Genomic DNA, 22,251 nt, shown 5'->3' with positions numbered 1-22,251 from the left:
TTGCGGATCCCGGATGGCTGGCTGAAGGATACAGCGCTCGATCCTTTCCGTTCACGTTCCGGTCCCATTGCCATGCATGATCGCCGCCGCCCGATCTCCCGCCGCTCCGCCGCCCTCTGCATGGTCGGCGGGCTGGTCGGCGTCATCCTGAGCGGTGCTGCGCTGGCCGCACCGCAGAAGGAGGCGGCCCATGCCGCCAAGCCTCCGCTGGTCGCCGGCTGGGCCGCGGCGCTGGAACGGCGTGCGCTGGAAATCCAGAACGCGCCCAAGGCGCCGGCCACCCGCATCGGCTATGGCGCCGTCGTCAAGAAGGGCGACGGCGGCATGATCGAGGGTGTAGCCCCGGCGGTCGAGCTGCCGTCGGCGGAGGTCCAGCAGGCCCAGGCCCCCACCCTGCCCGGCCTGGAGCCGGTGGAGCCGGCCCCGCCGGTGGTCATCACCGTGCGCTCGCCGCTGGCCGACCGGGTCGGACGGGTGTCGCGCCGCCTGATCGAACTGGGCTATCTGCCCGCCGACAAGTGGACCGACAGCTTCAACGACGATGTCGAGACCGCGGTGCGCGCCTTCCAGCTGGCTGAAGGGCTGCAGCCCGACGGCAAGGTGGGCGAGGTGACGCGGCAGGCGATGGACCGCACCCCCGCCCAGACCGTCGCGCTTCTGCGCCGCGCCGCGGCGGCGATGCGGGCGCAGCAGGCCTCCATCCCCGAAACCACCATCCTCGTCAACCTGCCCGGCCAGTCCGTCACCCTCATCGAGCATGGCCGCCCGAGCTTCACCATGCGGGCGGTGGTCGGCCGACCGTCACGCAAGACGCCGCTGCTGCAGGACAAGGTCACGAGCGTCACCATCAACCCGACCTGGACCGTCCCGCCGACGGTACTGAGCGAGGACAAGTTGCCGGCCCTGCGCAAGAAGGGCACCACCGGCATCAAGAACGCCGCCGTCTATCTGGACGGGACGGAAGTCGTCAACACGCAGTCGGTCAACTGGTGGGGGGTCGATCCCGGCCGCGTCCGCATCGTCCAGAAGCCGGGCGACGACAACGCACTTGGCCGCTTCCGCTTCAACCTGACCAACGGCGACGGCATCTTCCTGCACGGGACCAACGACCCGAAGCTGTTCAGCCGCGACCTGCGCGCCGCCAGTTCCGGCTGCGTCCGGCTGGAGGATGCCAGGATGATGGCGGAAACCCTGCTGGGCGCGGCGAAAATGACACCGGCCAGCATCGGCCAGCAGCTCGACACCGGAGAGACCAAGACGATCCGGCTGCCGAACGCCATCCCCGTGCGCTTCGTCTACTGGAACGCCTCGGTCGACACCGCCGGCGTGGTGCGCGTCCATCCCGACATCTACGAGGATCCGCCCACCCTCGCCACCCCGGCCGGCCAGTCCGGTTCGACTGCTCCGGCGATGTCGGCAAATCCAGCTGGCAACACTGCCGCGACCCCGGTTTCGACGCCGCGCCCGCTTTCCAAGCCGGCGCCGCTGCCGGTCCCGGCTGCCCACGCGCCGACCCCGCTGTCCTCCGCCTCGGTCCCGGCGCCGGCAAAGCCGCTGCCGGCATCGACGGGAATGTGAGATCGCCTTGAAGATCAGCCGCATCGACCATTTCGTGCTGACGGTCGCCTCCATCGAGGCGACCTGCGCCTTCTACCGCGACGTTGTGGGGATGGAAGTCTTCACCTTCGCAGGCGGCCGCCACGCCCTGTCCTTCGGCACGCAGAAGATCAACCTGCATGAGGTCGGACGGGAGTTCGAACCCAAGGCGGCACGCCCGTCCGCCGGCAGCGGCGATTTCTGCCTGATCGCCGACACGCCGCTGGAGCAGGTAATCGCCGAACTCCAGGCCCGCGGCATCGCCATAGAGGAAGGCCCGGTGAGCCGCACGGGCGCCACCGGGCCGATCCGTTCCGTCTACATCCGCGACCCCGACGACAATCTGGTCGAGATCGCAAACTACGTGTGAGGGCGTTATTCCCTCACCGCGCCTGTAGCACCCCGACCGCCCCGCGGGCAACCTCGTGCAGGTCGGCTTCGCCGCCGGCCTGGACATGGGCGAACAGGCCGGCGCGCATGCGCGGATCCCAGAATTTGCGGATGTGGGTCGCCGTCTCCGTCACCGCCTCGTCATGCGGGTAGGTGGCGAAATGGACGGCGATCTGGTTCGCCATCCGGACCAGATCCTTGGCATGGTTCGTGTGGCTCATCGATGTCTCCGGAATGGGTTGAAATCAACGGAACAGGATGACGGTGTCGCGGCGCGACAGCGCACCCAGAGTCAGTTTGGCGTTGCGCGCCAGTTCCAGCGCCAGCGCCGTCGGGGCCGAGATGGTCGCCAGCAGCGGGATGCCCACCGCGGCGGTCTTCTGCACCAGTTCGAAGCTGCAGCGGCTGGTCATCACCACGAAGCCGGTGGCCGGGTCGGCGCCGGAGCGGACGACGGCGCCGATCAGCTTGTCCAGCGCGTTGTGGCGGCCGACATCCTCGCGGGCCATGCGGATGGCGCCGTCCGGTGCGCACCACGCCGCGGCGTGGACCGAGCGGTTGGCCCGGTTCATCGGCTGATGGTCCGGCAGGGCGCGGAAGGCGGCGGCCACGGCGGCCGGGTCCACCTCCAGCGAGGTTTCGATCTTGCGGGGCTCCCGAACGGCGTGGACAAGACTGTCCACGCCGCACAGGCCACAGCCGCTCCGCCCCTCCATGGAGCGGCTGCGCAGGCTTCCACGCAGGAGACGCAACGGGTCGACCGTCAGGTTGACGACGAAGCCCAGCGGCGTTTCCCGCACGGCGATTGTCTCGATATCGGCGGCGGACCCGACGATCTCTTCGGCGAGGCTGAAGCCCAGCGCGAAGTCCTCCAGATCGGCGGGGGTCGCCATCATCACGGCATGGGAGCGGCCATTGTATTCGAAGGCAACCGCGGTTTCCTCCGGGACCTGCCATTCGACGTCCGCGCCCTCCTCCCCCCCGACACCGGCGGAAAAGCCGGTGCCGGTGACGGCGATGGAGCACATGAGGCTATCGTCAGGACGGATGGAACCAGAAGGCATCGCGGTCATGCTTCCCACTCCCCAGGACTTTATTCGGCGGCGAGGACGTTGGCGGCGGCGATGCGCTTGCGCTCGACGTCGTTCTTCGCGTAGTCGACCTGCCAATCCGACGGCTGGTTGCTGCGGGCGACCTGCACCGCCGTCACCTTGTATTCGGGGCAGTTCGTCGCCCAGTCCGAATTCTCGGTGGTGATGACGTTGGCCCCGGTCACCGGGTGATGGAAGGTGGTGTAGACGACGCCGGCCGGCATGCGGTCGGAGATGACGGCGCGCAGCGTCGTCGCCCCCATGCGGCTGGCGAGCGACACCATGTCGCCGTCCTTCACGCCGCGGATCTCGGCGTCCACCGGGTTGATCTCCAGCACATCCTCCGGATGCCAGGCCACGTTGGCGGTGCGGCGGGTCTGGGCACCGACATTGTAGTGGGCGAGGATGCGGCCAGTGGTCAGCACCAGCGGATACATCCGCGTGGTCCGCTCGTCGGTCGGCACATACTCAGTGATCACGAAGCGGCCGAGGCCGCGGGCGAAGCTCTCCTCGTGCATGATCGCCATGCCGGTGTCGTCGTCCTCCAACCCGGTGCAGGGCCACTGGACGCTGCCGACACGGTCGAGCTTCTCGAAGCTGACGCCACGGAATGTCGGGGTCAGCCGGGCGATCTCGCCCATGATCTCGGACGTGGTTTCATAATGCATCGGGTAGCCCATGGCCGTCGCCAGCGCGCAGGCGACCCAATGCTCGTCCTTGCCCACCTTCGACGGCATCGCCTTGCGGACGCGGTTGATGCGGCGCTCGGCGTTGGTGAAGGTGCCGTCCTTCTCCAGGAAGGAGGTGCCGGGGAAGAAGACGTGGGCGAAGGCCGCCGTCTCGTTCAGGAACAGGTCCTGGACGATGACGATGTCGAGCGATTCCAGAGCCGAGGTGACGTGCGTGGTGTTGGGATCGGACTGGACGATGTCCTCGCCCTGCACGAACAGGCCGCGGAAGCTGCCGTCATGCGCGCTGTCGAACATGTTGGGGATGCGCAGGCCGGGTTCCGGATCCAGCGTGACGCCCCAGGCGGTCTCGAACTCGTGGCGGACGAGATCGTCAGAGACGTGGCGGTAGCCCGGCAGCTCGTGCGGGAAGGAGCCCATGTCGCAGGAGCCCTGCACATTGTTCTGGCCGCGCAGCGGGTTCACGCCGACGCCCTCGCGGCCGATGTTGCCGGTCGCCATAGCGAGGTTGGCGATCGCCATCACCGTGCTGGAGCCCTGGCTGTGCTCGGTCACGCCCAACCCGTAATAGATCGCGGCGTTGCCGCCGGTGGCGTAGAGGCGGGCGGCGGCGCGGACCTGATCGGCCGGGACGCCGGTGCGCGATTCCAGATATTCCGGCGAGTTGCGGTGCTCGGCGATGAACGCCTCCCACTTCGCGAACTCCTTGGGATCGCAGCGCCCCTCGACGAAGGCGCGGTTGACCAGCCCTTCGGTGACGATGACGTGGGCGAGGGCGTTCACCACCGCGACGTTGGTGCCGGGCTGGAGCTGGAGATGGTATTCGGCCTGGACGTGCGGGCTGCGCACCAGATCGATGCGGCGCGGATCGACGACGATCAGCTTGGCCCCGGCGCGCAGCCGCTTCTTCATGCGCGAGCCGAACACCGGGTGGCCGTCGGTCGGGTTGGCGCCGATGACCAGGATGACGTCGGACTTGTCGACGCTGCGGAAATCCTGGGTGCCGGCCGAGGTGCCGAAGGTCTGCGACAGGCCGTAGCCGGTCGGCGAATGGCAGACGCGGGCGCAGGTGTCGATGTTGTTGGTGCCGAAGGCGGCCCGGATCATCTTCTGGACGACATAGACCTCCTCATTCGTGCAGCGCGACGAGGTGATGCCGCCGATGGAGCCGCGGCCATACTTGGCCTGCACCGCCTTCAGCCGCTCGGCGGCATAGGCGATCGCCTCCTCCCACGACACTTCGCGCCACGGGTCGGTGATCCGCTCGCGCACCATGGGCTTCATGATGCGGTCCTTGTGGGTGGCGTAGCCCCAGGCGAAGCGGCCCTTGACGCAGCTATGCCCCTCGTTGGCGCCGCCGTCCTTCCACGGCGTCATGCGCACCACCGTGGTGCCCTGCAGCTCGGCCTTGAAGGAGCAGCCAACGCCGCAATAGGCGCAGGTGGTGATGACGCTGTGCTCGGGCTGGCCGTGCTCGATGATCGACTTCTCGGTCAGGGTCGCGGTCGGGCAGGCCTGGACGCAGGCACCGCAGGACACGCACTCGCTGTCCATGAAGCTCTCCTTGGCGCCCGGAGACACCGAGGAAGCGAAGCCGCGCCCGTCGATGGTCAGCGCGAAGGTGCCCTGGGTCTCCTGGCAGGCGCGGACGCAGCGCGAGCAGACGATGCACTTGGAGGCGTCGAAGGTGAAGTAGGGGTTGCTCTCGTCCTTCGCGGCGGCGCGATGGTTTTCGCCGTCGAAACCGTACCGCACGTTGCGCAGGCCGACGGCACCGGCCATGTCCTGCAACTCGCAGTCACCGTTGGCGGCGCAGGTCAGGCAGTCGAGCGGGTGGTCGGAGATGTACAGCTCCATCACGCCACGGCGCAGCTTGGCCAGCTTGTCGGTCTGGGTGTGGACCTTCATGCCGGGGGCGACGGGGGTGGTGCAGGAGGCCGGGGTGCCGCGGCGCCCCTCGATCTCCACCGCGCAGAGGCGGCAGGAGCCGAAGGGTTCCAGGCTGTCGGTCGCGCACAGCTTCGGCACGGTGATGCCGGCGTCCATCGCGGCGCGCATCACAGAGGTGCCTTCGGGAACCGTGATGCTGCGGCCGTCGATCTCCAGCGTCACCAGGGTCTCGGAGACGCGGGCGGGAGTGCCGTAGTCGGTCTCGTGGATGAGGGTCATCTCGGGTGCTCCTGGGGGCGCTCGTTATTCGGCGGCGATGTGGGTGACGCGGACGGCGTGCTGCTTCTTGCGGAAGTCTTCCGGGAAGTGCTTCACCGCGCTGCGCACCGGATAGGGCGTCATGCCGCCCATGGCGCAAAGCGAGCCGTCCACCATCACGTCGCAGAGGTCGGCGAGCAGTTCGAGGTTCGCATCGACGTTCTTGCCGGCGATGATCTTATCCAGCGTCTCCATGCCGCGGGTCGAGCCGATGCGGCAGGGGGTGCATTTGCCGCAGGATTCCGCCACGCAGAACTCCATGGCGAAGCGGGCCTGCTGGGCCATGTCGACGCTGTCGTCGAAGACGACAATGCCGCCATGGCCGACCATCGCCTCCTGCGCGGCGAAGGCCTCGTAATCCTTGGGCAGGTCGAACTGCGAGGGCGGCAGGTAGGCGCCGAGCGGGCCGCCGACCTGCACCGCGCGGATCGGCCGGCCGGTGATGGTGCCGCCGCCGAAGTCGTAGAGCAGCTCGTGCAGGGTGATGCCGAAGGCCTTCTCGACGATGCCGCCATGCTTGAGGTTGCCCGCCAGCTGGAAGGGCAGCGTGCCGCGCGACCGGCCAACGCCGAAGTCGCGGTAATAGTCGCCGCCCTTGTCGAGGATGATCGGCACCGAGCAGAGCGACAGCACGTTGTTGACCACGGTCGGCTTGCCGAACAGGCCTTCCAGTGCCGGCAGCGGCGGCTTGGCGCGCACCATGCCGCGCTTGCCCTCCAGGCTTTCCAGCATCGCGGTCTCTTCGCCGCAGATATAGGCGCCGGCACCGACGCGGACGTCGAGGTGGAAGGTGCGGTTGGTGCCGTGGATGTTGTCGCCGAGCCAGCCCTCGTCATAGGCGAGCTTGATGGCATGACGCAGGGTCGCCGTGGCGTGCGGGTATTCCGACCGCATGTAGACGTAGCCGGAGGTGGCGCCCACCGCGATGGCGGCGATGGTCATGCCCTCGATCAGGCAGAAGGGGTCGCCTTCGATGATCATGCGGTCGGCGAAGGTGCCGCTGTCACCCTCGTCTGCGTTGCAGCAGACGAACTTCTCGTCCGCCTTGGCCTGCATCACCGTGTTCCACTTGATGCCGGTGGGGAAGCCGGCGCCACCGCGGCCGCGCAGGCCGCTGTCGGTCACCGCCTTGACGATCTCCGCCTGGGACATCGCCAGCGCGTTCTCCAGCCCGCGGAAGCCGCCATGGGCGCGGTAATCCTCGACCGACAGCGGGTCGATGATGCCGCAGCGGGCGAAGGTCAGCCGTTCCTGCTTCTTGAAATAGGGGATTTCCTCGGTCAGGCCGTGGCCGAGCGTATGCTCCCCGCCGGTCAGGAAGCCGGCGTCGAACAGGCTGGGGACATCCGCCGCGGTCACAGGGCCGTAGGCGACGCGGCCTTCGGGCGTCTCCACCTCGACCAGCGGTTCCAGGTAGAGCATGCCGCGCGAGCCGTTGCGGACGATGCGCAGCGGCAGGTCGCGCTTGGCGGCTTCGGCGCGGATGGCGGCGGCGACCGCATCGGCGCCGACCGACAGGGCGGCGGAGTCGCGCGGGACGAAGACGGTGATCAGATGGCCGCTCATTGCGCATGCCCCTTATGCTGGCTGAGGGCGCGGGGGATTTGCTGATGGGCCTGCGGGTTGGTCCGCGTCTCGGCCGCCAGCTCGTCGAAGCGGTCGGGAGAGACCCGGCCGTGCAGGTTCTCGTCGATCATGACGGCGGGGGAGAGGGCGCAGTTGCCCAGGCAGAAGACCGGTTCCAGCGTGAAGGCGCCATCGGCGGTGGTGCCGTGGAAATCGACCTGCAGGCTCTTCTTGATGTGGTCGACCAGGGCGTTGGCGCCCATCGACTGGCAGGCCTCGGCCCGGCAGACCTTGACGATGTGGCGGCCGGGCTTCTCGCGGCGGAATTCGTGATAGAAGGAGACGACGCCATGCACGTCGGCGCGCGAGAGGTTCAGCTCCGTCGCCAGCAGGGGGATGGCCTGTTCGTCGATATAGCCGAACTCTTCCTGCAGGGCGTGGAGGATCGGCAGCAGGGCGCCGCGCAGATGCCGATTGTCTTCGACAATCGTCATGGCGCGCTCAGCGCTCCACGGATGGCAAGCGTTCACGGGTATCCCTCCTTGCGATCGTCCGCGCCGCACTTGGGGTTTCCCCTTGGGTCGGCGTCGTTCTGGCTTGGCTCTGTTGGCTTTTTCCGGGCAACTCTCAGCGCCCGGCACCGTCAGAGTGGCGGAGGATACGGTATGCCAGCAAATTTTATTTTCCGATGAGCCGATAGCTTTTGGCTATCAAGAATGGCCCGTCAGCGGATCGCCACCCGCCAGGGGATCATCGCTTCGGCGATGCCGATGGCGACGCGCTGGGCGATGTCGGCGTCGGATGCCGCGACCGCCAGCGCCTTGGCGAGCGGCGGCGGCGGGTCGCGGTCGGCGTAGGCGAGGCCGACGACATGGCTCAGTTCGGGGTCGACCAGCGGCAGGGCGACGATGTCCGGGTGGGGCGGCACGAAGGTCAGCAGCTGGCCGGGGACGATGCTGGCGCAGCTGCCGGCGCGGACGATGGTGTAGAGGGTGACGATGGAGTTGGTCTCCATCGCCGGCTGCACCGTCCGCCCGGTCATGCGGAAGGCGGTGTCGGCGATGCGGCGGTTCTGCATGTCCGGGGTCAGCAGGCAGAGCCGCAGACCCGCCGCCGTTTCCCAGGTCACGGCGCCCTGGGCGATCCGCTCGTCGGACAGGTCGTCGCGGCGGGCCAGCAGATGGTAGCGCTCGGTGTAGAGCGGCAGGGTGCGGACGTTGTTCAGCGGTTCGTTGTCGAGATAGGTGATGGCGGCGTCGAGTTCGAATTCGTCGAGGCCGCGCTGGATCTCGCGCGAACTGAGCGAGACGACGGTGGAGCGGATGTGCGGGAAGCGGGTGGTGAAGGGCGCCAGCACATGCGGCACCACCGGCAGGGCGGAGGGAATCGCCCCCACCCGCAGATGGCCGGTGACGCCCTGGGCGAGCGCCAGCAGCTCGTGGCGCAGGTTGTCGCGCTCGCCGACGATGCGGCGGGCGTATTCGAGGACCGTCAGCCCCTCCGGCGTGAAGCCTTCGAACTTCTGGCCGCGCTCGACGATGGGGACCTGAAGCTCCTCCTCCAACTGGCGGATGGCGTTGGAGAGGGTGGGCTGCGAGACGTGGCAGCTTTCCGCCGCGCGGCCGAAATGCTTCTCGCGCGCCAGGGCCAGCAGATAGACGAACTTCCGGAACATCGTCAGACTTCCGGGTCGAAGGGCGGGACCGGCAGGCCCGGCACATCGACCGTCATGGCGAACAGGCCGCCGGACTGCGGCAGGCGCTCCAGCTCGTCGGCGGGGCGGCCGGCGCTGGCGGTGGTGACGTAGAGGGTGCGCAGGTCGGGGCCGCCGAAGGCCACCATGGTCGGGCAGCGCGCCGGCAGCGGATGCTCCGACAGCAGGTCGCCGGCGGGGGAGAAGCGCGCGACCCGCCCGCCCTCGTACAGCGCCGTCCAATAGCAGCCATCGGCATCCACCGCCGCGCCGTCCGGCCGGCCGCGGTCGCCGTCCTTCGGCTCCAGCCGGACGAAGACCTCGCGGTCGGAGACGGCGCCGGTGGCGGGATCGTAGCGGTAGCGGTGGACGGTGAAGGTCGGGGTGTCGGCATGGTACAGGGTCCGCCCGTCCGGGCTGAAGGCCAGACCGTTGGAGGTCAGCAGCCCGCCGGCCAGCACCGCCAGCCCGCGCCGGTCATAGCGGTAGAGATGCGCCTTGCCGCCGGCCTTGGGCTCGTCCAGCGTGCCGGCCAGATAGCGGCCGGCGGGATCGGTCTTGCCGTCGTTGAAGCGGCTGGCGCCCTGGTCCTCCGGGTTGGCGGCGAGGCAGGCGACCGGTCTCCCCTCCCCGTCCAGCTGCCACAGGCCGGAGCGCAGGCCGGCGATGAAGCCGCCGCCCTTGCGCGGGGCGACGCAGCCGATCTCCTCCGGCAGAGCCATCGCATGATTGGTCCCGCTGGCCGGATCGAAGCGGTTCAGCGCCCGGCCCTTGATGTCGACCCAATAGAGCGCCTGATCGTCCACCGACCAGACCGGCCCCTCCCCCAGCCTGGCACGGGCGTCGAGCACACAGGTGAAGCCTGGGGTAAAGGCGGGGCCGGCGGTCATCGCGTGATCCTCGGGTATTCGAACGGACACGCAGGGTCGGACAGATCGGCGGCGCGATCAAGCATCCCGGTCGGACAGTCCGGCGGGGCCGGTCAGGGTGGGGGTATCGAGGGTGGGGGTATCGGCGGCCTCATCGGGAGCGTGGGAGAGGGGTGGAACGGCGTGGAACAGGATCCGGCGGATGTTGCATCGGCCGGGGGAGCGGTCAGAGGCGATGGGAGAAGGGACCGGCGGCGCGGCGGCTGACCGGGCCGGGGTTGAGGTTGGGGAACTCCTCGTACTCGTTGACGGTCCAGGGGAAGATGCCCTTCGGACCTTCGCCCTCCGGCCGGGCCAGGATGGCGGCGATCATGGCCGGATCGGGCGCCATCCGCTCGCGCAGCTCGCCGGGGATGTCGTCGTCCAGTTCGGGGATGGTGACGGCGGGCGGATCCTCAGGCCTGGGGGCGGACCTGGGGGCCGGCCGGGGAGCGGGCGGCGCGTCCTGTTCGGCGGCTTGCCGCCTGGAGGCCGGGCGGTCGAGGCCGTCGAACAGGCCGAGCCGTTCGGCCATCCAGCGGACGGTGGTGGGATCGCCGGAGGTGACCAGCCGCTCGATCTGCTCGGCCACCAGGATGCGCAGCGAGGACAGGCGCAGCTCGGCCTCGCGGTTCAGCGCCTGCCGCTCCCACCACACCCTGTGACGGAAATCCTTGGAGCCGTAATAGGCCCGCCAGAGCGTGGTGCGGCTGCACCCCATGGCGCGGGAGACCTGAAGGAAGCTGTTGCCGCGCGCCAGCATGCCGGCGGCCATGATCCACTGCTCGTCATGGAACTGCGAACCGGGGACCAGCGAGCCTTCGGACGGCACCGGCGGCTCTTCGGCCCAGGCGGGGAAACGGTCGTTCTGGAAGGTACGGCTGTCGAGGGGCATGGCGCGGCTCCGCGAAGGGGTGGGACCTGGGCGGAGAGGATATAGGAATTTGGTCCGGGGTTGGGGGAGTTTTGTGAAAATGGGGGGTGGAGTAGGTGAAAGCAATCGCCTCTTACCGGAGCAGATACATCAAAGCGCGATACAAGTTGACGCTTACTGCTGCAGCAGGAAAACTTCTCATTCTATAGCTAAATTTCAATTACGCGCCCGACATATGCTCTTGCAGATGGCAAGACTACCATGATATCAAGCCTTTTGTGTTTGATTCATGCGTTTCCCTCAATCTCAAGAAGCATTTTTTAGAGGAGGAAGTGACAATGCACGTCCTGCATCGTGAGGCAAGAACGACAGAACTCAGGGAAATCGAAGGGCCGGAAGATGCGGTATATGACTTCGCATCCGGAGTGTGGCGTAGCAAGGAGGGCCTAATCGCTTACGATTCTCGATATGGCAGGCAGACAAAGAAGAACGACCTTGAGACCGGTGAGGATCAAAAGGGACAATAATCATATGACGGGCGATAGCGTCGATGTTCTTATTCTATCAAGCTTGATGGATTATTCCACCGATAGAATTTGCGACCACCTCTCTCGGCAAAGCGTATCATTTTTACGCATCAACCGGGATCAACTTGCTGATTTGAGGCTCTCCATTGACCCTTTAGCTGCCACCATGACTTGCCGCTACGGTGGAAAAACTTGGTATGTTGGAGCCGGACTGCGTTCGGTGTGGTGGCGACAAGCAACCTTCCAGAGAAATACGCCAAGCCGTGCATTGACAACAGCGGAACAGCTTGAGCGCTCGCAATGGTCGGGAGCCATGCGCGGCATGATGTTGTTCGACCATGCAGTTTGGATGAACCATCCGGCAGTGACATATCAGGCAGAGTCTAAACCCTACCAGCTAAGACGCGCGGCTAATCTCGGTTTTGATGTTCCGCCGACATTAGTGACAAATGACTGCGAGGCTGACGTACCAAGCTTGATTGGCACTCGAGTTGCTCTGAAAAGCGTCGATACAGTACTTCTGCAAGATGAACATCATCAGCATTTTGGCTACACGAGTTTGATTGATTGGAAGGCATGCGCGGATGAGCATTTCCATCTCGCACCCGCAACCTGCCAAAGAATCATCGCCCCCAAGTTAGATCTACGTGTCACACTTATCGGCGACCGCTTATGGTGTGACGCTATCACAGATGAGCATGGAGGCATTGATGGCGATTGGCGAGTACGCCCCAAGAATAAACTGATTTATAAGGATTATGACCTGCCAACCGATGTTGCCGAGCGCTGTCGTTTACTTGTTAGTGATCTTGGCCTGCGATATGGCGCAATCGACCTTGCGTTCTCGGATGATCGCTATTGGTTCATCGAGATAAACCCGACGGGTGAATGGGGATGGCTTGACCGTGACGGACGCGGCTTATCGGTGGCGATTGCGGAGGAACTGGCATGCCCCTCCTGTTAAAGTTACGGCAATGGGCGTGGTGGGCGGTACCCGATGCAATTGGCATGTTTATCGTTAATCGGAACCTAGAGCGCCGGCTTGAATCCTGGAATACAGCTGAGGATTTTGCCGACATCAGGGCTCTCGATACCAGTCAGCTGGAAAAATACCTTGAGACTGAGTGGACGCGCGCTAAGGAGCTCGACGAGAAATTAAATAAACTAACGGCTGCACTGTCGGTGGCCGTCACGGTCGGAGGCGTGGTTTCCAAAACCATTTTCGATGGTCTGGCCGCCACGCCAGCGAAGACAGCCATTGCGGTTCTTCTGTTCGTTTCGATGGGCATGTTTCTATTCGGTGCCATGATCGGCTTCAGCGGCCTACGCCCGAAGCCACGCTTTGGCTACGGCGCAGGTTATCTTCGCGTCATTGCCAAAGGCGGCGATGAGGCTGCGGATGAGATTGTGAAGGCCGCAAGTGGCTTCCAAATTATGAATACTATTCGATCAAACGAAGCATCAACAGCGATCGGACTTATTCGCAACGGCGTGGTCGTGTTCACCCTTGCCATTGCGGCCAGCTTTTTTGCACCCGCCGCAGGACAGGAAACTGTGATGCCACCAGCCTCCACTGCCAGAGCGATCCCGGTCCAAACGCACGAGTTACGGCCGGCAACGCCCGTTCCTACGTCCGCAATGAACACCACAATACCCGAGCCGCTAGCAGAAAATAAAACTACCGATCAAGGAGCATTACTGAATTGTGAGGCGTCATTTCCAGCAGTTCTGCCAGAGCGAGAAAAGAACCCCGCTAAGGACATCACCCCACATCCGTCTACAGAATTAAAATCGCCACCTCCTAAAGAGTAACGCACCTCGGCAGCCTCCGAATGCCGAGACTGAACAGCGGAAGTAGATTTCGGTAGGTTCTGTTGTTACAGAATTCGTTGCAATGGACTGCTTTTTGAGCTCGTTTCCTATACATACAAAAATCGTGGAGATATTAATGGCCAGTGATGCAATGCTTCCTGTAGATCGCCCTAACTTCATTCTGATGCTATTGGAGGGACTTCCTGACGATATAGAGTCAGAATTTCGCACGCAGCTAGGAAAATCGAACTCAAACCTGATGGTAATTCGTCAGCCACACGTTCCCTACGCTGGGATCGAACTCTATCTACCCACAGCCATCGCCTTATTCGTCACGGCAGGATTCTTCAACGGTGTTCTTCAGGAGTTGGGCAAGGACGCATACGGCGCCCTAAAAAAGGCGGCATTCGCGCTGTGGAAGCGCGCCGATGAACAAAATATCACTTTGATCGGCAGTGCCGGCAAAGTGCCCCCTATTCGCCGTTATTCGGCAGCCTACTCAATAACTGGCGAGATTTCACCCGGCATTAAATTCAAATTTATTGTTCAGACCGATATATCTGCTGATAACGCCGAAAGCGGGATTGAAGCATTCATCACGTTGATCGACAACATTATTAAAAACCGCATCAGTGAAGAAGATTTGAATGCACTCCTCACTTACCAACCCATCGGCAGAACTGTACTCGTCACTTTTGACTCAGTAAACCGTAAGATTATTCCTGTCGACGCCCTCGCTGACCGACGTCCGCCTGCCGATTAATTCTACTCATAACATAGCAAAAATGAAGAAATTTAATATACATAAAGTCAATACAGAATATTTTATGGCACTACTCTCAAAGGTGCGACCGTTCTCAGCACAAAGTTGACTGCGTGTGCAGTTCGTCAATTGGTGATTTTTCAGGTACCTGCAGAGATTCACGCCTCCCCCCTACCCCTCCCCCATCGCCTCCACCGCCCGGCGCGAGGCGACGCAGCGGGCGATCTCGGTCAGCAGCAGCACGCGGTCGATGGGCTTGGGCACATGGCAGTCCATGCCGGCCTCGTAGCAGCGGGCGATGTCGTCGGGGAAGGTGTTGGCGGTCAGCGCCACGATGGCGACTCGGCCGGCCGGGCCGGGCATGGCGCGGATGGCGCGCGTCGCCTCCAGGCCGTCCATCACCGGCATGTTCACGTCCATCAGGATCGCGTCGAACGGCTCGCGCCCATCCGCCGCCGCGGTCGCCGCAACCGCCTGCGCCCCGTCCTCCACCGCCGCGACGCTGTGGCCGGCCTGCTTCAGCAGGGTGACGGCCAGCAGGCGGTTCATCTCCACATCCTCCGCCACCAGGATGCGCAGGGAGCCCGGCGCCGATGCCGCGGGGCCGGGCGTTGCGGCAGGCGGCGGGGCGGCGGACGGCGGGGCGGCGGGCGGGATTGAAGGCTCGGCAGGGGGCTCGGCGGCGGGCTCGGGCATGGCCTCGGGCACGGCCTCGGCGATGGGCGGCGGCGGGGCTTCCGCGGCCGGCTGGACCGGCGGGGCGGGCGGCGGGGGGGATGGCTGCGGCGGGGCCTGGGGTGAGGCCAGGGGTGAGGCCAGGGGCGGAGACGGGGCCAGCGGGTGCAGGCGGGCCAGACGGTCGCGCAGCTCCAGCGGGTCGTAGGGCTTGGCGATCAGGTCGTAGCCGCCCAGCGCCACGTCGTCGGCCACCACCGCATGGGCGGCGAAGCCCGAGGCCAGCAGAACCGGAAGGTCGGGGCGCAGGCGCCGCGCCTCGCGCGCCAGCTCCGCCCCGTTCATGCCCGGCGGCATCACGATGTCGCTGAACAGCAGGTCCAGCGGCTCGTCCCCGCGCAGCACCGGCAGGGCCTCGCCCGCGCCGGACGCGCCGATCACCCGGTGGCCCCAGCTGCGCAGCAGGGCGCAGCCGTTCTCCAGGATGTTGTGGTCGTCCTCCACCATCAGGATCGACAGGCCGGGCCGGTCCGACGGCGGGCGGACGCTGCCGCCGCTCTCGTCGGCCAGACGGTCGGGCGGGAAATGGATGGTGACGGTGGTGCCCTGCCCCACCCGGCTCGACAGCGTCATGGTGCCGCCATGCAGCTCCACCAGCCGGCGGGTCAGCGGCAGGCCCAGCCCGGCGCCCTCGGTCTGGCGGTTGGCCGGGCTCTCGACGCGGGTGTAGGCCTGCAGGACGCGGCCCAGATCCTGTTCGGGAATGCCGATGCCGGTGTCGCGCACCTCCAGCAGCAGGCCGCCGTCAGGAGCCGGGCCGGCGGCCAGCGATACGGCGCCGCCGGAGGGCGTGTATTTGACGGCGTTGGACAGCAGGTTCAGCAGGATCTGGCGGAGGCGGCGCTCGTCGCCGCGCAGGAAGCGGGCGGCGGGGTCCACCGTTGCCGAAAGGGCGATGCCGGCGCGGGCGGCGCGCGGGGTCAGCAGGCGGATGGCGAAAGTGGCGGCGGCGTCGAGATCGACCGGCTCGTCCTCCAGCACCAGCTGCCCGGCCTCCGCCCGCACATGGTCGAGGATCTCGTTGATCAACTCCAGCAGATGCTGGCCGCTGTCGCGGATGTTGACGGCGAAGTCGCGGTAATGGGCGTTGCCGACCGGCCCCTCCGACTCCCGCGCGATCAGGTCGGCGAAGCCGATGACGGCGTTCATCGGCGTGCGCAGCTCGTGGCTCAGGCTCGCCAGGAACTCGGTCTTGCTGCGGCTGGCCGATTCCGCGGCCTGGCGGGCGTCCTGAAGCTCCGCCTCCATGATCTTGCGGGCGGTGACGTCGCGCTCGACGCTGACGTAATCCTGCGGCGCGCCCCAGTCGTCGGTGACCAGCCGCACCGCCGCCTCGATCCAGACCCAGCGGCCATCGGCATGGCGCAGGCGGTAGGTGGTGTTCAGGGTCGGGCGGGCGGGCGTCAGCTGCGCCAGACCGGCGGACAGGGCGGCGCGGTCGTCGGGGTGGACCCGCTCCACCAGCGGGCGGCCGATCAGGTCGATGGGGGCGCAGCCAAGGCTGTCGCGCGTCGCCTCCGAACAGAAATTCCGCACGCCGTCCAGACCGATGCGGCCGATGATGTCGGTGACGCTGCGCGCCAGCAGGCGGTAGCGCGCCTCGCTGGCGCGGATCGCGCGCTCGGCCTCGTGCCGGCGGGTGATGTCGCGGGCGCCGACCGACAGCATGACGATGGCGCCGCTGCAATCGCGGATCGGCACCTGCGACACCTCCCACCAGCGGGTGACGCCCTGGTGGGTGTGCTGCTCCTCGAAGCGGGTGGGGGCGCCGGCGTCGATGCAGGATTGCAGGTCGGCCATCGCCTTGGCGGCCAGATCGGGCGGCAGCAGGCTGTCCAGCGGCTTGCCGGCCGCGTCGGCGGCGCGGTCGCCCATCGCGCGCAGGGCGGCGGCATTGGCGCTGTGCAGGGTGAAGCCGCCCTTTTCGCCGACGCGGACGATCGCCAGGCTGTCGGCGGAGCTGTCGAACACGGCGCGGAAGAGGGCGGCGCTCTCCGCCAGGGCGTTCTCGTCGTCGACGCGCCGGTGCTCGCGCGCCAGCATGGTGCCGAGCAGGCCGATGCCGAGCGCGGTGAAGGCGGTCAGCGGCAGCGCCGCCTCCTCCAGCACCCGCAGGGCGAGCCTGGAGTCGGGCAGCAGCATGAAGGCCAGCAGGGTCAGCGGGGTGATGGCAAGGCCGAACAGGGCCAGCAGGCCGAAGCCGTAGGCGCCCTTCACCTGCCGCTGCCCCTGCCCTGGCGCGCGGTGGGCGGCGGCCCATCGCTCCATCGGCCGGGCCAGCAGCGGCGCCACCAGCGCCGTCAGCAGGATGCCGACCAGACCGGTCAGCGAGCCCATGCCGCCAAGCCACAGCCGCACCCCGCCGGCCGCAAGGGCGGAGATCAGGGCGGCCGGCCAGCCGCCGAACAGCCCGGCCAGCCCGATCATCACGTTGCGCAGGTCGACCAGCACCCCGCTCTCGACCGGGTAGGCATCCAGCATCGAGACGGCGGCGGCCACGCCGAACAGCAGGCCGGACAGCAGGGCGAAGGGCAGGCGCCGCGTCCCGAACCGCCGCAGCACATAACGGTAGGCGAGCAGGACCAGCGCCAGCAGCCCGACGCCATGCGCAAGGGCGATGATGATGCCGGTTCCCATGCTCCGCCCCCCAGCGGCAATCCCGATCCCACCCCAATCCCGGAGTCCGAAATCCGGGGCGAACTTTTACACATGCAATCAAACAAGAAAAAGAAGCGATTCGAAACAGTCATATGGGCTTTTTATCTGGAGCCGCCGCCGAATGCGGTCGAACCGACCTCTTTTGCTGGCGGCCGGGGCCGGACCGGGGCCGCAGCGGGACAGGCGCCACGCGGCTGTCGTGTTCGGCCGCCGATTCGGCTAGGATGGCCCGCGCGAATTGTTCGTGGTCGTCGTGTCTTCGTAGGCTTCGGCATGCTGTTCAAGGTTTTTTCACGGAGCCTGGTCGCCCGGACGACGGCATCGGCGGTGCTGCTGGTGTCGGTGCTGATCGCCGTGCCGATGGTGGTGCTGATCCAGGCCGACGTGCGCAACACCCGCGCCGAGCTGGCCATCCGGGCCGAGATGGCGACCAGGATCGTGCTGGACGACGTGGCGAACGCGCTGTGGGACCTCGATCCCGAGGAAGCGGTGACGGCGCTGATGCCGCTGCGCTCGATCGACAGCTTCGCCGAGGCGGTGATCCTGGGCACCCATGGCGAACGCTTCGCCACCTTCCGCAAGCCGGGCGTGACCATCGTCAGCGAGGCCGCCGCCACCGCCGCCGCCGTGACGCTGACCCACCAGGACCGGACCGGCGCCGTCCGCAACATCGGCACTCTGCTGGTCCGGCTCGATACCGGGCCGACCGACGCCGCCATCCGCCACCATGTGATGGTTCTGGGCGGGGTCGGCGCCGTCACCCTCCTGCTGGTGGTGCTGGGGGTGGTGTGGGCGACCCGCGGCATGACCCTGCCCATCGCCGGCATGACCCGCGCCATGGCCGATCTGGCGGCCGGCGACGTGACGGTGGACGTGCCGGTGCGTCACCGCGACGACGAGATCGGCCGCATGGCCAAGGCGCTCGCCACCTTCCGGCAGAACGCCATCGACCTGCGCCTCGCCAAGGAACGGGCCGAGCAGGCGGTGGCGTCGAAGGCCAAGTTCATGGCCGCCGCCAGCCACGACCTGCGCCAGCCGGCCCAGTCGCTGCTGATGCTGACCGCGATGCTGCGCGCCACCGCCCCCAACCCGAAGGTGGCGGAATCGGCGCGCAAGATCGAACAGGTGGTGATGACGCTGAAGCAGCTGCTGGACGAGCTGCTGGAGGTGTCGCGGCTGGATGCCGGCGGCGTCACGGCGAACAAAGGCGTGCATGAGATCGCCGACCTGTTCGACGCGCTGGAATCGCAATACGGCCCGGTGGCGCGCGCCAAGGGGCTGGCTTTCGCCGTGCCGCAATACCGCGCGCCGGTGGTGACCGACCGCATTCTGCTGCAGCGCCTGCTGGGCAACCTGATCGACAACGCGATCCGCTATACCGCCAGCGGGACGGTGCAGGTCGCCTGCCTGGAATCCGGCGGCACCCTGATTGTCGAGGTGCGGGACAGCGGCATCGGCATCCCCGCAGACCGGCTGGACGCCATCTTCGAGGAGTTCCACCAGATCGGCAACCAGGAGCGCAACCGCGACAACGGCATCGGGCTGGGGCTGTCCATCGTCAAGCGGCTGGCGACGGTGCTGGACCATCCGGTGAAGGTGCGCTCCACGCTGGGCAAGGGGTCGGTCTTCTCGGTCACCATTCCGCTGGCGCCGGTGGAAACCGTTGCCGAGCCGGAACCGGCTCTTCCTGACCCCGCTCCCGCCCCAGCCCCAGCCCCAGCCCCAGCCCCAGCCCCTGCGGCAGCGACGGCGACGCTGGCGGACGCCCCCGCGAAAGAGGGGGAGTTCGCGATCCTGGTGATCGACGACGACGGCTTCGTGCTGTCCGCCATCTCCATGTTCCTGACCAGTGCCGGGCATCGCGTGGTCGGCGCCTCCAGCGTCGCCGAGGGGCTGCGGGCGGTGGAGGACGGGACCGTCCGTCCCGATGCGGTGATCGCCGACTATCACCTGTCCGCCACCGAGAACGGCCTGGATTTCATCGCCGCGCTGTGGGCACGGCTGGGCCTGCGGATTCCGGCGGTGCTGATCTCCGGCCGGCTCGACGGGGCGATGACCGGCCGGGCGGCGGAGATGGGCGTGATCGTGGCCGCCAAGCCGATCATGCCCGACCGCCTGTCGATGCTGGTGGACGCGATGACCGCCGCGCGGCCTGCCCTTTCCGCCTCGGTCGATGCCGCCGCGGCGCGCAGGACCCGCCCCATATAAGACGGGCCTGACGGACGTCATCTGTCCCGAGTCGAATACTTAGGACTAAAATTATCTCACATATCCAACTGTGCTGTGGCACAACAGTGGGGTCATGCCCGGAACCAGTCCTGCAACCCGTTTCACGGGCTTGAACAAGCAACTTGGGAGGATTCCATGCACGGCGCCACCACAACCGAGATCACGCGTGCCCGGGACATCATCGCCGGTTTCGACTTTGGCTATGTGGTCGACCGGGCGGTCGCCGCGGGGATGACCCGCGCCACGTCCGAGATCGCGCTGCAGCAGCTGAAGACCTTCCTGCTGGCCTGCGCCGAGCATCCGGACCGTGACATCGTTCCGCAATCGGCCGCCTGCGACGACCTGTGGCATGAGTTCATCGTCGCCGACACCCGCGCCTATTTCCGCTTCTGCGAGGCGGTGTATGGCGAGTACCTGCACCACAACGGTGTTACCGTCCCCGCCGACCGCATGGCGGCCGCCCGCACCGACAGCGCCCGCCTGTTCGCCACCGCGGATTGCCTGCGCGAAGCGAAGAGTGCCGACTGCCTGCGCGAAGCCAAGGCTGCCGATTGCCTGCGTGAGGCCAAGGCCGCCGACTGCTTGCGCGAGGCCAAGGCCGCCGACTGCCTGCGCGAGGCCAAGGCCGCCGACTGCCTGCGCGAGGCCAAGGCCGCCGACTGCCTGCGCGAGGCCAAGGCCGCCGACTGCCTGCGCGAGGCCAAGGCCGCCGATTGCCTGCGCGAAGCGCGCTCTCAGGACGCCTGACACACCCCTGCGGCGTCAACGGAAAGCCCCTGTCCATCAAGCGGACAGGGGCTTTTTTCTTGGCCGCGCCACCCTGCCCTTTGCCGGCTCAGCCGAAGTTGAGACCTCCGAACGGCGTGATGAAATTCTCGCTCAGCACGTTGCCGCGCAGCGCCACGTAATCCGGCACGACCAGCGGGATCACCGGCATGTCCTTCATCACCAGGGACTCGGCATCCTTGTAGACCTCGGCACGGCGGTCGGGGTCCGCGATGGCCATCGCGCGCTCGACCAGCCCGTCGAACTCCGCATTGGACCAGCCGACGGGATTGAAGCGGCTGCGGCTGTTGAACAGCTCATCCAGGAAATTCATCGGGTCGGGATAAGTGGCGGTCCAGCCGAACAGGAAGGAATCATAATCGCGCCGGCGGGAGCGGGCGATGAACTCCTGCCGCGGGACGATGGTCAGCTTCGCCGGAATGCCGGCATTGTTCCATTGCGACACGTAATAGACGAACTCGCGCCGGTATTCCGGAATGACGGCGACGATGAAGGGATCGATGCCGCGCCCCGCCGGATAGCCGGCCTCTTCCAGCAGGCGCGCCGCCAATGTCGGATCATAGGCCAGCGGCTCCAGCCTTTCGTTCGACAGCAGGGCCGGCGGCACGACCCCGTTGTGGACGGTGGCCACGCCGCGGAAGAAGCGTTCCGCCATCGCGTCGCGGTCGATCAGCAGCGACATCGCCCGACGCACCCGCAGATCGGCGAAGGCCTTTACCCGGCGCTGGTCGAGCGCCACCACCCGCATCTGCATCCGCTGCACATTGGTCAGCGACCGCTTGAAACCGGGATCGTCCATCACCCCGCGCAGCGCATCGGTGTCGACGAAGGTGAAATCGACCTGGCTGTCGTTGAACAGCGTGATGCCGTCATTGCCGATGCCGGTGGCGAGGAAGGACACCCGCTCGAACGGCACCGCACCGCCGCGCCAGCCTGGATTGGCCTCCACATCGATGCGGATGCCTTCGGTCGAACGGGTCAGCCGGTATGGGCCGGTGCCCGCCGACATGGTGCGGAACCAGTTGGGACCGGCCTGCTCGGCCGCATCGACGTCGACGATGTGGATGCGGGCGAAGGGGAAGACGGCGTTGGGCTCGTCGCAGACGACCTCCAGCGTCCGGTCGTCGATCACGGTGATGCCCGACAGCTCGGCGGTCGTCTTGGCCCGCAACTCCCGAAAGCCGCGGACCTTGGACAGGGCCAGCACCGCGAAGTTGGCGCCGTCACCCGCCAGAGCCGCTTCGAAACTGCGTTTGACGGCGGCGGCGGTGAAGGGGCGGCCGGTGTGGAAGGTCACGCCGTCGCGCATCGTCAGCCGCCAGCGCCGGGCATCCTCCGAGGCTTCCCAGGCGGTGGCGAGCCCCGGCAGGATGCGGCCCTGCGTATCGACGCTGGTCAGGCTTTCATACATCGAACCCAGGATCTGCCGGGCGACCAGATCGCTGACGGTCAGCGGGTTGAGCGCCGCGGGAAGGGACTTCAGCCCGATGCGCAGGGTGCCGGCGGCGGCCAGCCCCGGCCGCGACAGGGCGCCGGACAGCGCGGCGGCGCCGAGAAGGCCCCCGAACGCACCAAGGAACTGTCGTCTGTGCACAGCCCGCATCGCCGATCCGTCGCCTCGTAAACTTGTCGGCAATCCTTAGCATGGGGCAGGGCAGGCGGTCACCCTGAACGACCGCCAGAGGGTTTCGCACTCGAAAGCAACCGGCGGTCGCGCTTTGCCAAA

At 66.7% G+C, this 22,251-nt stretch carries 17 protein-coding genes; 7 read left to right on the top strand and 10 right to left on the bottom strand.

What is annotated here, in order from left to right; genetic code table 11:
- The first annotated feature begins 72 nt into the window (after positions 1-72).
- Both AZOLI_RS14220 and AZOLI_RS14215 read left to right on the top strand, forming a co-directional pair.
- Entirely contained in the window at positions 73-1,578 is a 1,506-nt protein-coding gene (locus tag AZOLI_RS14220) for a L,D-transpeptidase family protein (RefSeq protein WP_014187862.1), read from the top strand.
- Positions 1,579-1,585: 7 nt separating this feature from the next.
- Complete coding sequence (locus AZOLI_RS14215; protein ID WP_014187861.1) at positions 1,586-1,966, top strand: VOC family protein; 381 nt, start codon at positions 1,586-1,588, stop codon at positions 1,964-1,966.
- A gap of 13 nt (positions 1,967-1,979) precedes the next feature.
- Here the strand turns inward: AZOLI_RS14215 and AZOLI_RS14210 are convergent, their stop codons facing one another.
- The 8 genes from AZOLI_RS14210 to AZOLI_RS14175 form a co-directional block, all read right to left on the bottom strand.
- Positions 1,980-2,207, bottom strand: coding sequence for a formate dehydrogenase subunit delta (locus AZOLI_RS14210; protein WP_014187860.1), 228 nt, complete (start codon positions 2,205-2,207; stop codon positions 1,980-1,982).
- 24 nt (positions 2,208-2,231) lie between these two features.
- Complete coding sequence (fdhD, locus tag AZOLI_RS14205) at positions 2,232-3,014, bottom strand: formate dehydrogenase accessory sulfurtransferase FdhD (protein ID WP_014187859.1); 783 nt, start codon at positions 3,012-3,014, stop codon at positions 2,232-2,234.
- Positions 3,015-3,079: 65 nt separating this feature from the next.
- The gene (gene fdhF, locus AZOLI_RS14200; protein ID WP_014187858.1) at positions 3,080-5,935 is read right to left on the bottom strand and encodes a formate dehydrogenase subunit alpha; all 2,856 of its coding nucleotides are present in this window, start codon (positions 5,933-5,935) and stop codon (positions 3,080-3,082) included.
- Between the two features lie 24 nt (positions 5,936-5,959).
- Complete coding sequence (locus AZOLI_RS14195; RefSeq protein WP_014187857.1) at positions 5,960-7,540, bottom strand: formate dehydrogenase beta subunit; 1,581 nt, start codon at positions 7,538-7,540, stop codon at positions 5,960-5,962.
- Positions 7,537-8,070 (bottom strand): formate dehydrogenase subunit gamma, encoded by a 534-nt coding sequence (locus tag AZOLI_RS14190; RefSeq protein WP_081505962.1) that lies wholly within the window; start codon positions 8,068-8,070, stop codon positions 7,537-7,539. The genes AZOLI_RS14195 and AZOLI_RS14190 overlap by 4 nt, the downstream gene beginning before the upstream one ends.
- Positions 8,071-8,264: 194 nt before the next feature.
- Positions 8,265-9,215, bottom strand: coding sequence for a LysR family transcriptional regulator (locus AZOLI_RS14185; protein WP_014187855.1), 951 nt, complete (start codon positions 9,213-9,215; stop codon positions 8,265-8,267).
- Positions 9,216-9,217: 2 nt separating this feature from the next.
- A complete protein-coding gene (locus AZOLI_RS14180; RefSeq protein ID WP_014187854.1) occupies positions 9,218-10,123 on the bottom strand; it encodes an SMP-30/gluconolactonase/LRE family protein in 906 nt (301 codons plus the stop codon).
- A 205-nt stretch (positions 10,124-10,328) separates the two neighbouring features.
- Positions 10,329-11,036, bottom strand: a complete 708-nt coding sequence (locus tag AZOLI_RS14175; RefSeq protein ID WP_014187853.1) for a hypothetical protein — start codon at positions 11,034-11,036, stop codon at positions 10,329-10,331.
- Positions 11,037-11,546: 510 nt separating this feature from the next.
- Between AZOLI_RS14175 and AZOLI_RS31160 the strand changes: the two genes are divergently transcribed.
- The 3 genes from AZOLI_RS31160 to AZOLI_RS32505 all read left to right on the top strand — a co-directional run bounded on the left by AZOLI_RS31160 (position 11,547) and on the right by AZOLI_RS32505 (position 14,117).
- On the top strand, positions 11,547-12,506 hold the full coding sequence (locus tag AZOLI_RS31160) for a RimK-like protein (protein WP_081505961.1): 960 nt from the start codon (positions 11,547-11,549) through the stop codon (positions 12,504-12,506).
- Entirely contained in the window at positions 12,491-13,354 is an 864-nt protein-coding gene (locus AZOLI_RS31155; RefSeq protein WP_014187851.1) for a hypothetical protein, read from the top strand. Before AZOLI_RS31160 ends, AZOLI_RS31155 begins: the two co-directional genes overlap by 16 nt.
- A gap of 136 nt (positions 13,355-13,490) precedes the next feature.
- Positions 13,491-14,117, top strand: coding sequence for a hypothetical protein (locus AZOLI_RS32505; RefSeq protein ID WP_162488199.1), 627 nt, complete (start codon positions 13,491-13,493; stop codon positions 14,115-14,117).
- A gap of 171 nt (positions 14,118-14,288) precedes the next feature.
- On the opposite strand, the gene AZOLI_RS30680 is transcribed toward AZOLI_RS32505, so the two are convergent.
- On the bottom strand, positions 14,289-17,489 hold the full coding sequence (locus AZOLI_RS30680) for a response regulator (protein ID WP_014187850.1): 3,201 nt from the start codon (positions 17,487-17,489) through the stop codon (positions 14,289-14,291).
- Between the two features lie 294 nt (positions 17,490-17,783).
- Here AZOLI_RS30680 and AZOLI_RS30395 point away from each other — a divergent pair, with 294 nt between their 5' ends.
- Together AZOLI_RS30395 and AZOLI_RS30390 are read left to right on the top strand one after the other, a co-directional pair.
- The gene (locus AZOLI_RS30395; RefSeq protein ID WP_014187849.1) at positions 17,784-19,718 is read left to right on the top strand and encodes an ATP-binding response regulator; all 1,935 of its coding nucleotides are present in this window, start codon (positions 17,784-17,786) and stop codon (positions 19,716-19,718) included.
- Positions 19,719-19,874: 156 nt separating this feature from the next.
- A complete protein-coding gene (locus AZOLI_RS30390; protein WP_014187848.1) occupies positions 19,875-20,486 on the top strand; it encodes a hypothetical protein in 612 nt (203 codons plus the stop codon).
- A gap of 88 nt (positions 20,487-20,574) precedes the next feature.
- Here AZOLI_RS30390 and AZOLI_RS14155 read toward each other — a convergent pair whose 3' ends face one another.
- Positions 20,575-22,128, bottom strand: coding sequence for an ABC transporter substrate-binding protein (locus AZOLI_RS14155; RefSeq protein WP_014187847.1), 1,554 nt, complete (start codon positions 22,126-22,128; stop codon positions 20,575-20,577).
- Positions 22,129-22,251 lie beyond the last annotated feature (123 nt).

Source organism: Azospirillum lipoferum 4B, assembly GCF_000283655.1.
Lineage (GTDB): Bacteria > Pseudomonadota > Alphaproteobacteria > Azospirillales > Azospirillaceae > Azospirillum > Azospirillum lipoferum_C.
The sequence above is the reverse complement of the archived record's forward strand: the minus strand, read 5'-3'. Positions and strand labels throughout refer to the sequence as shown.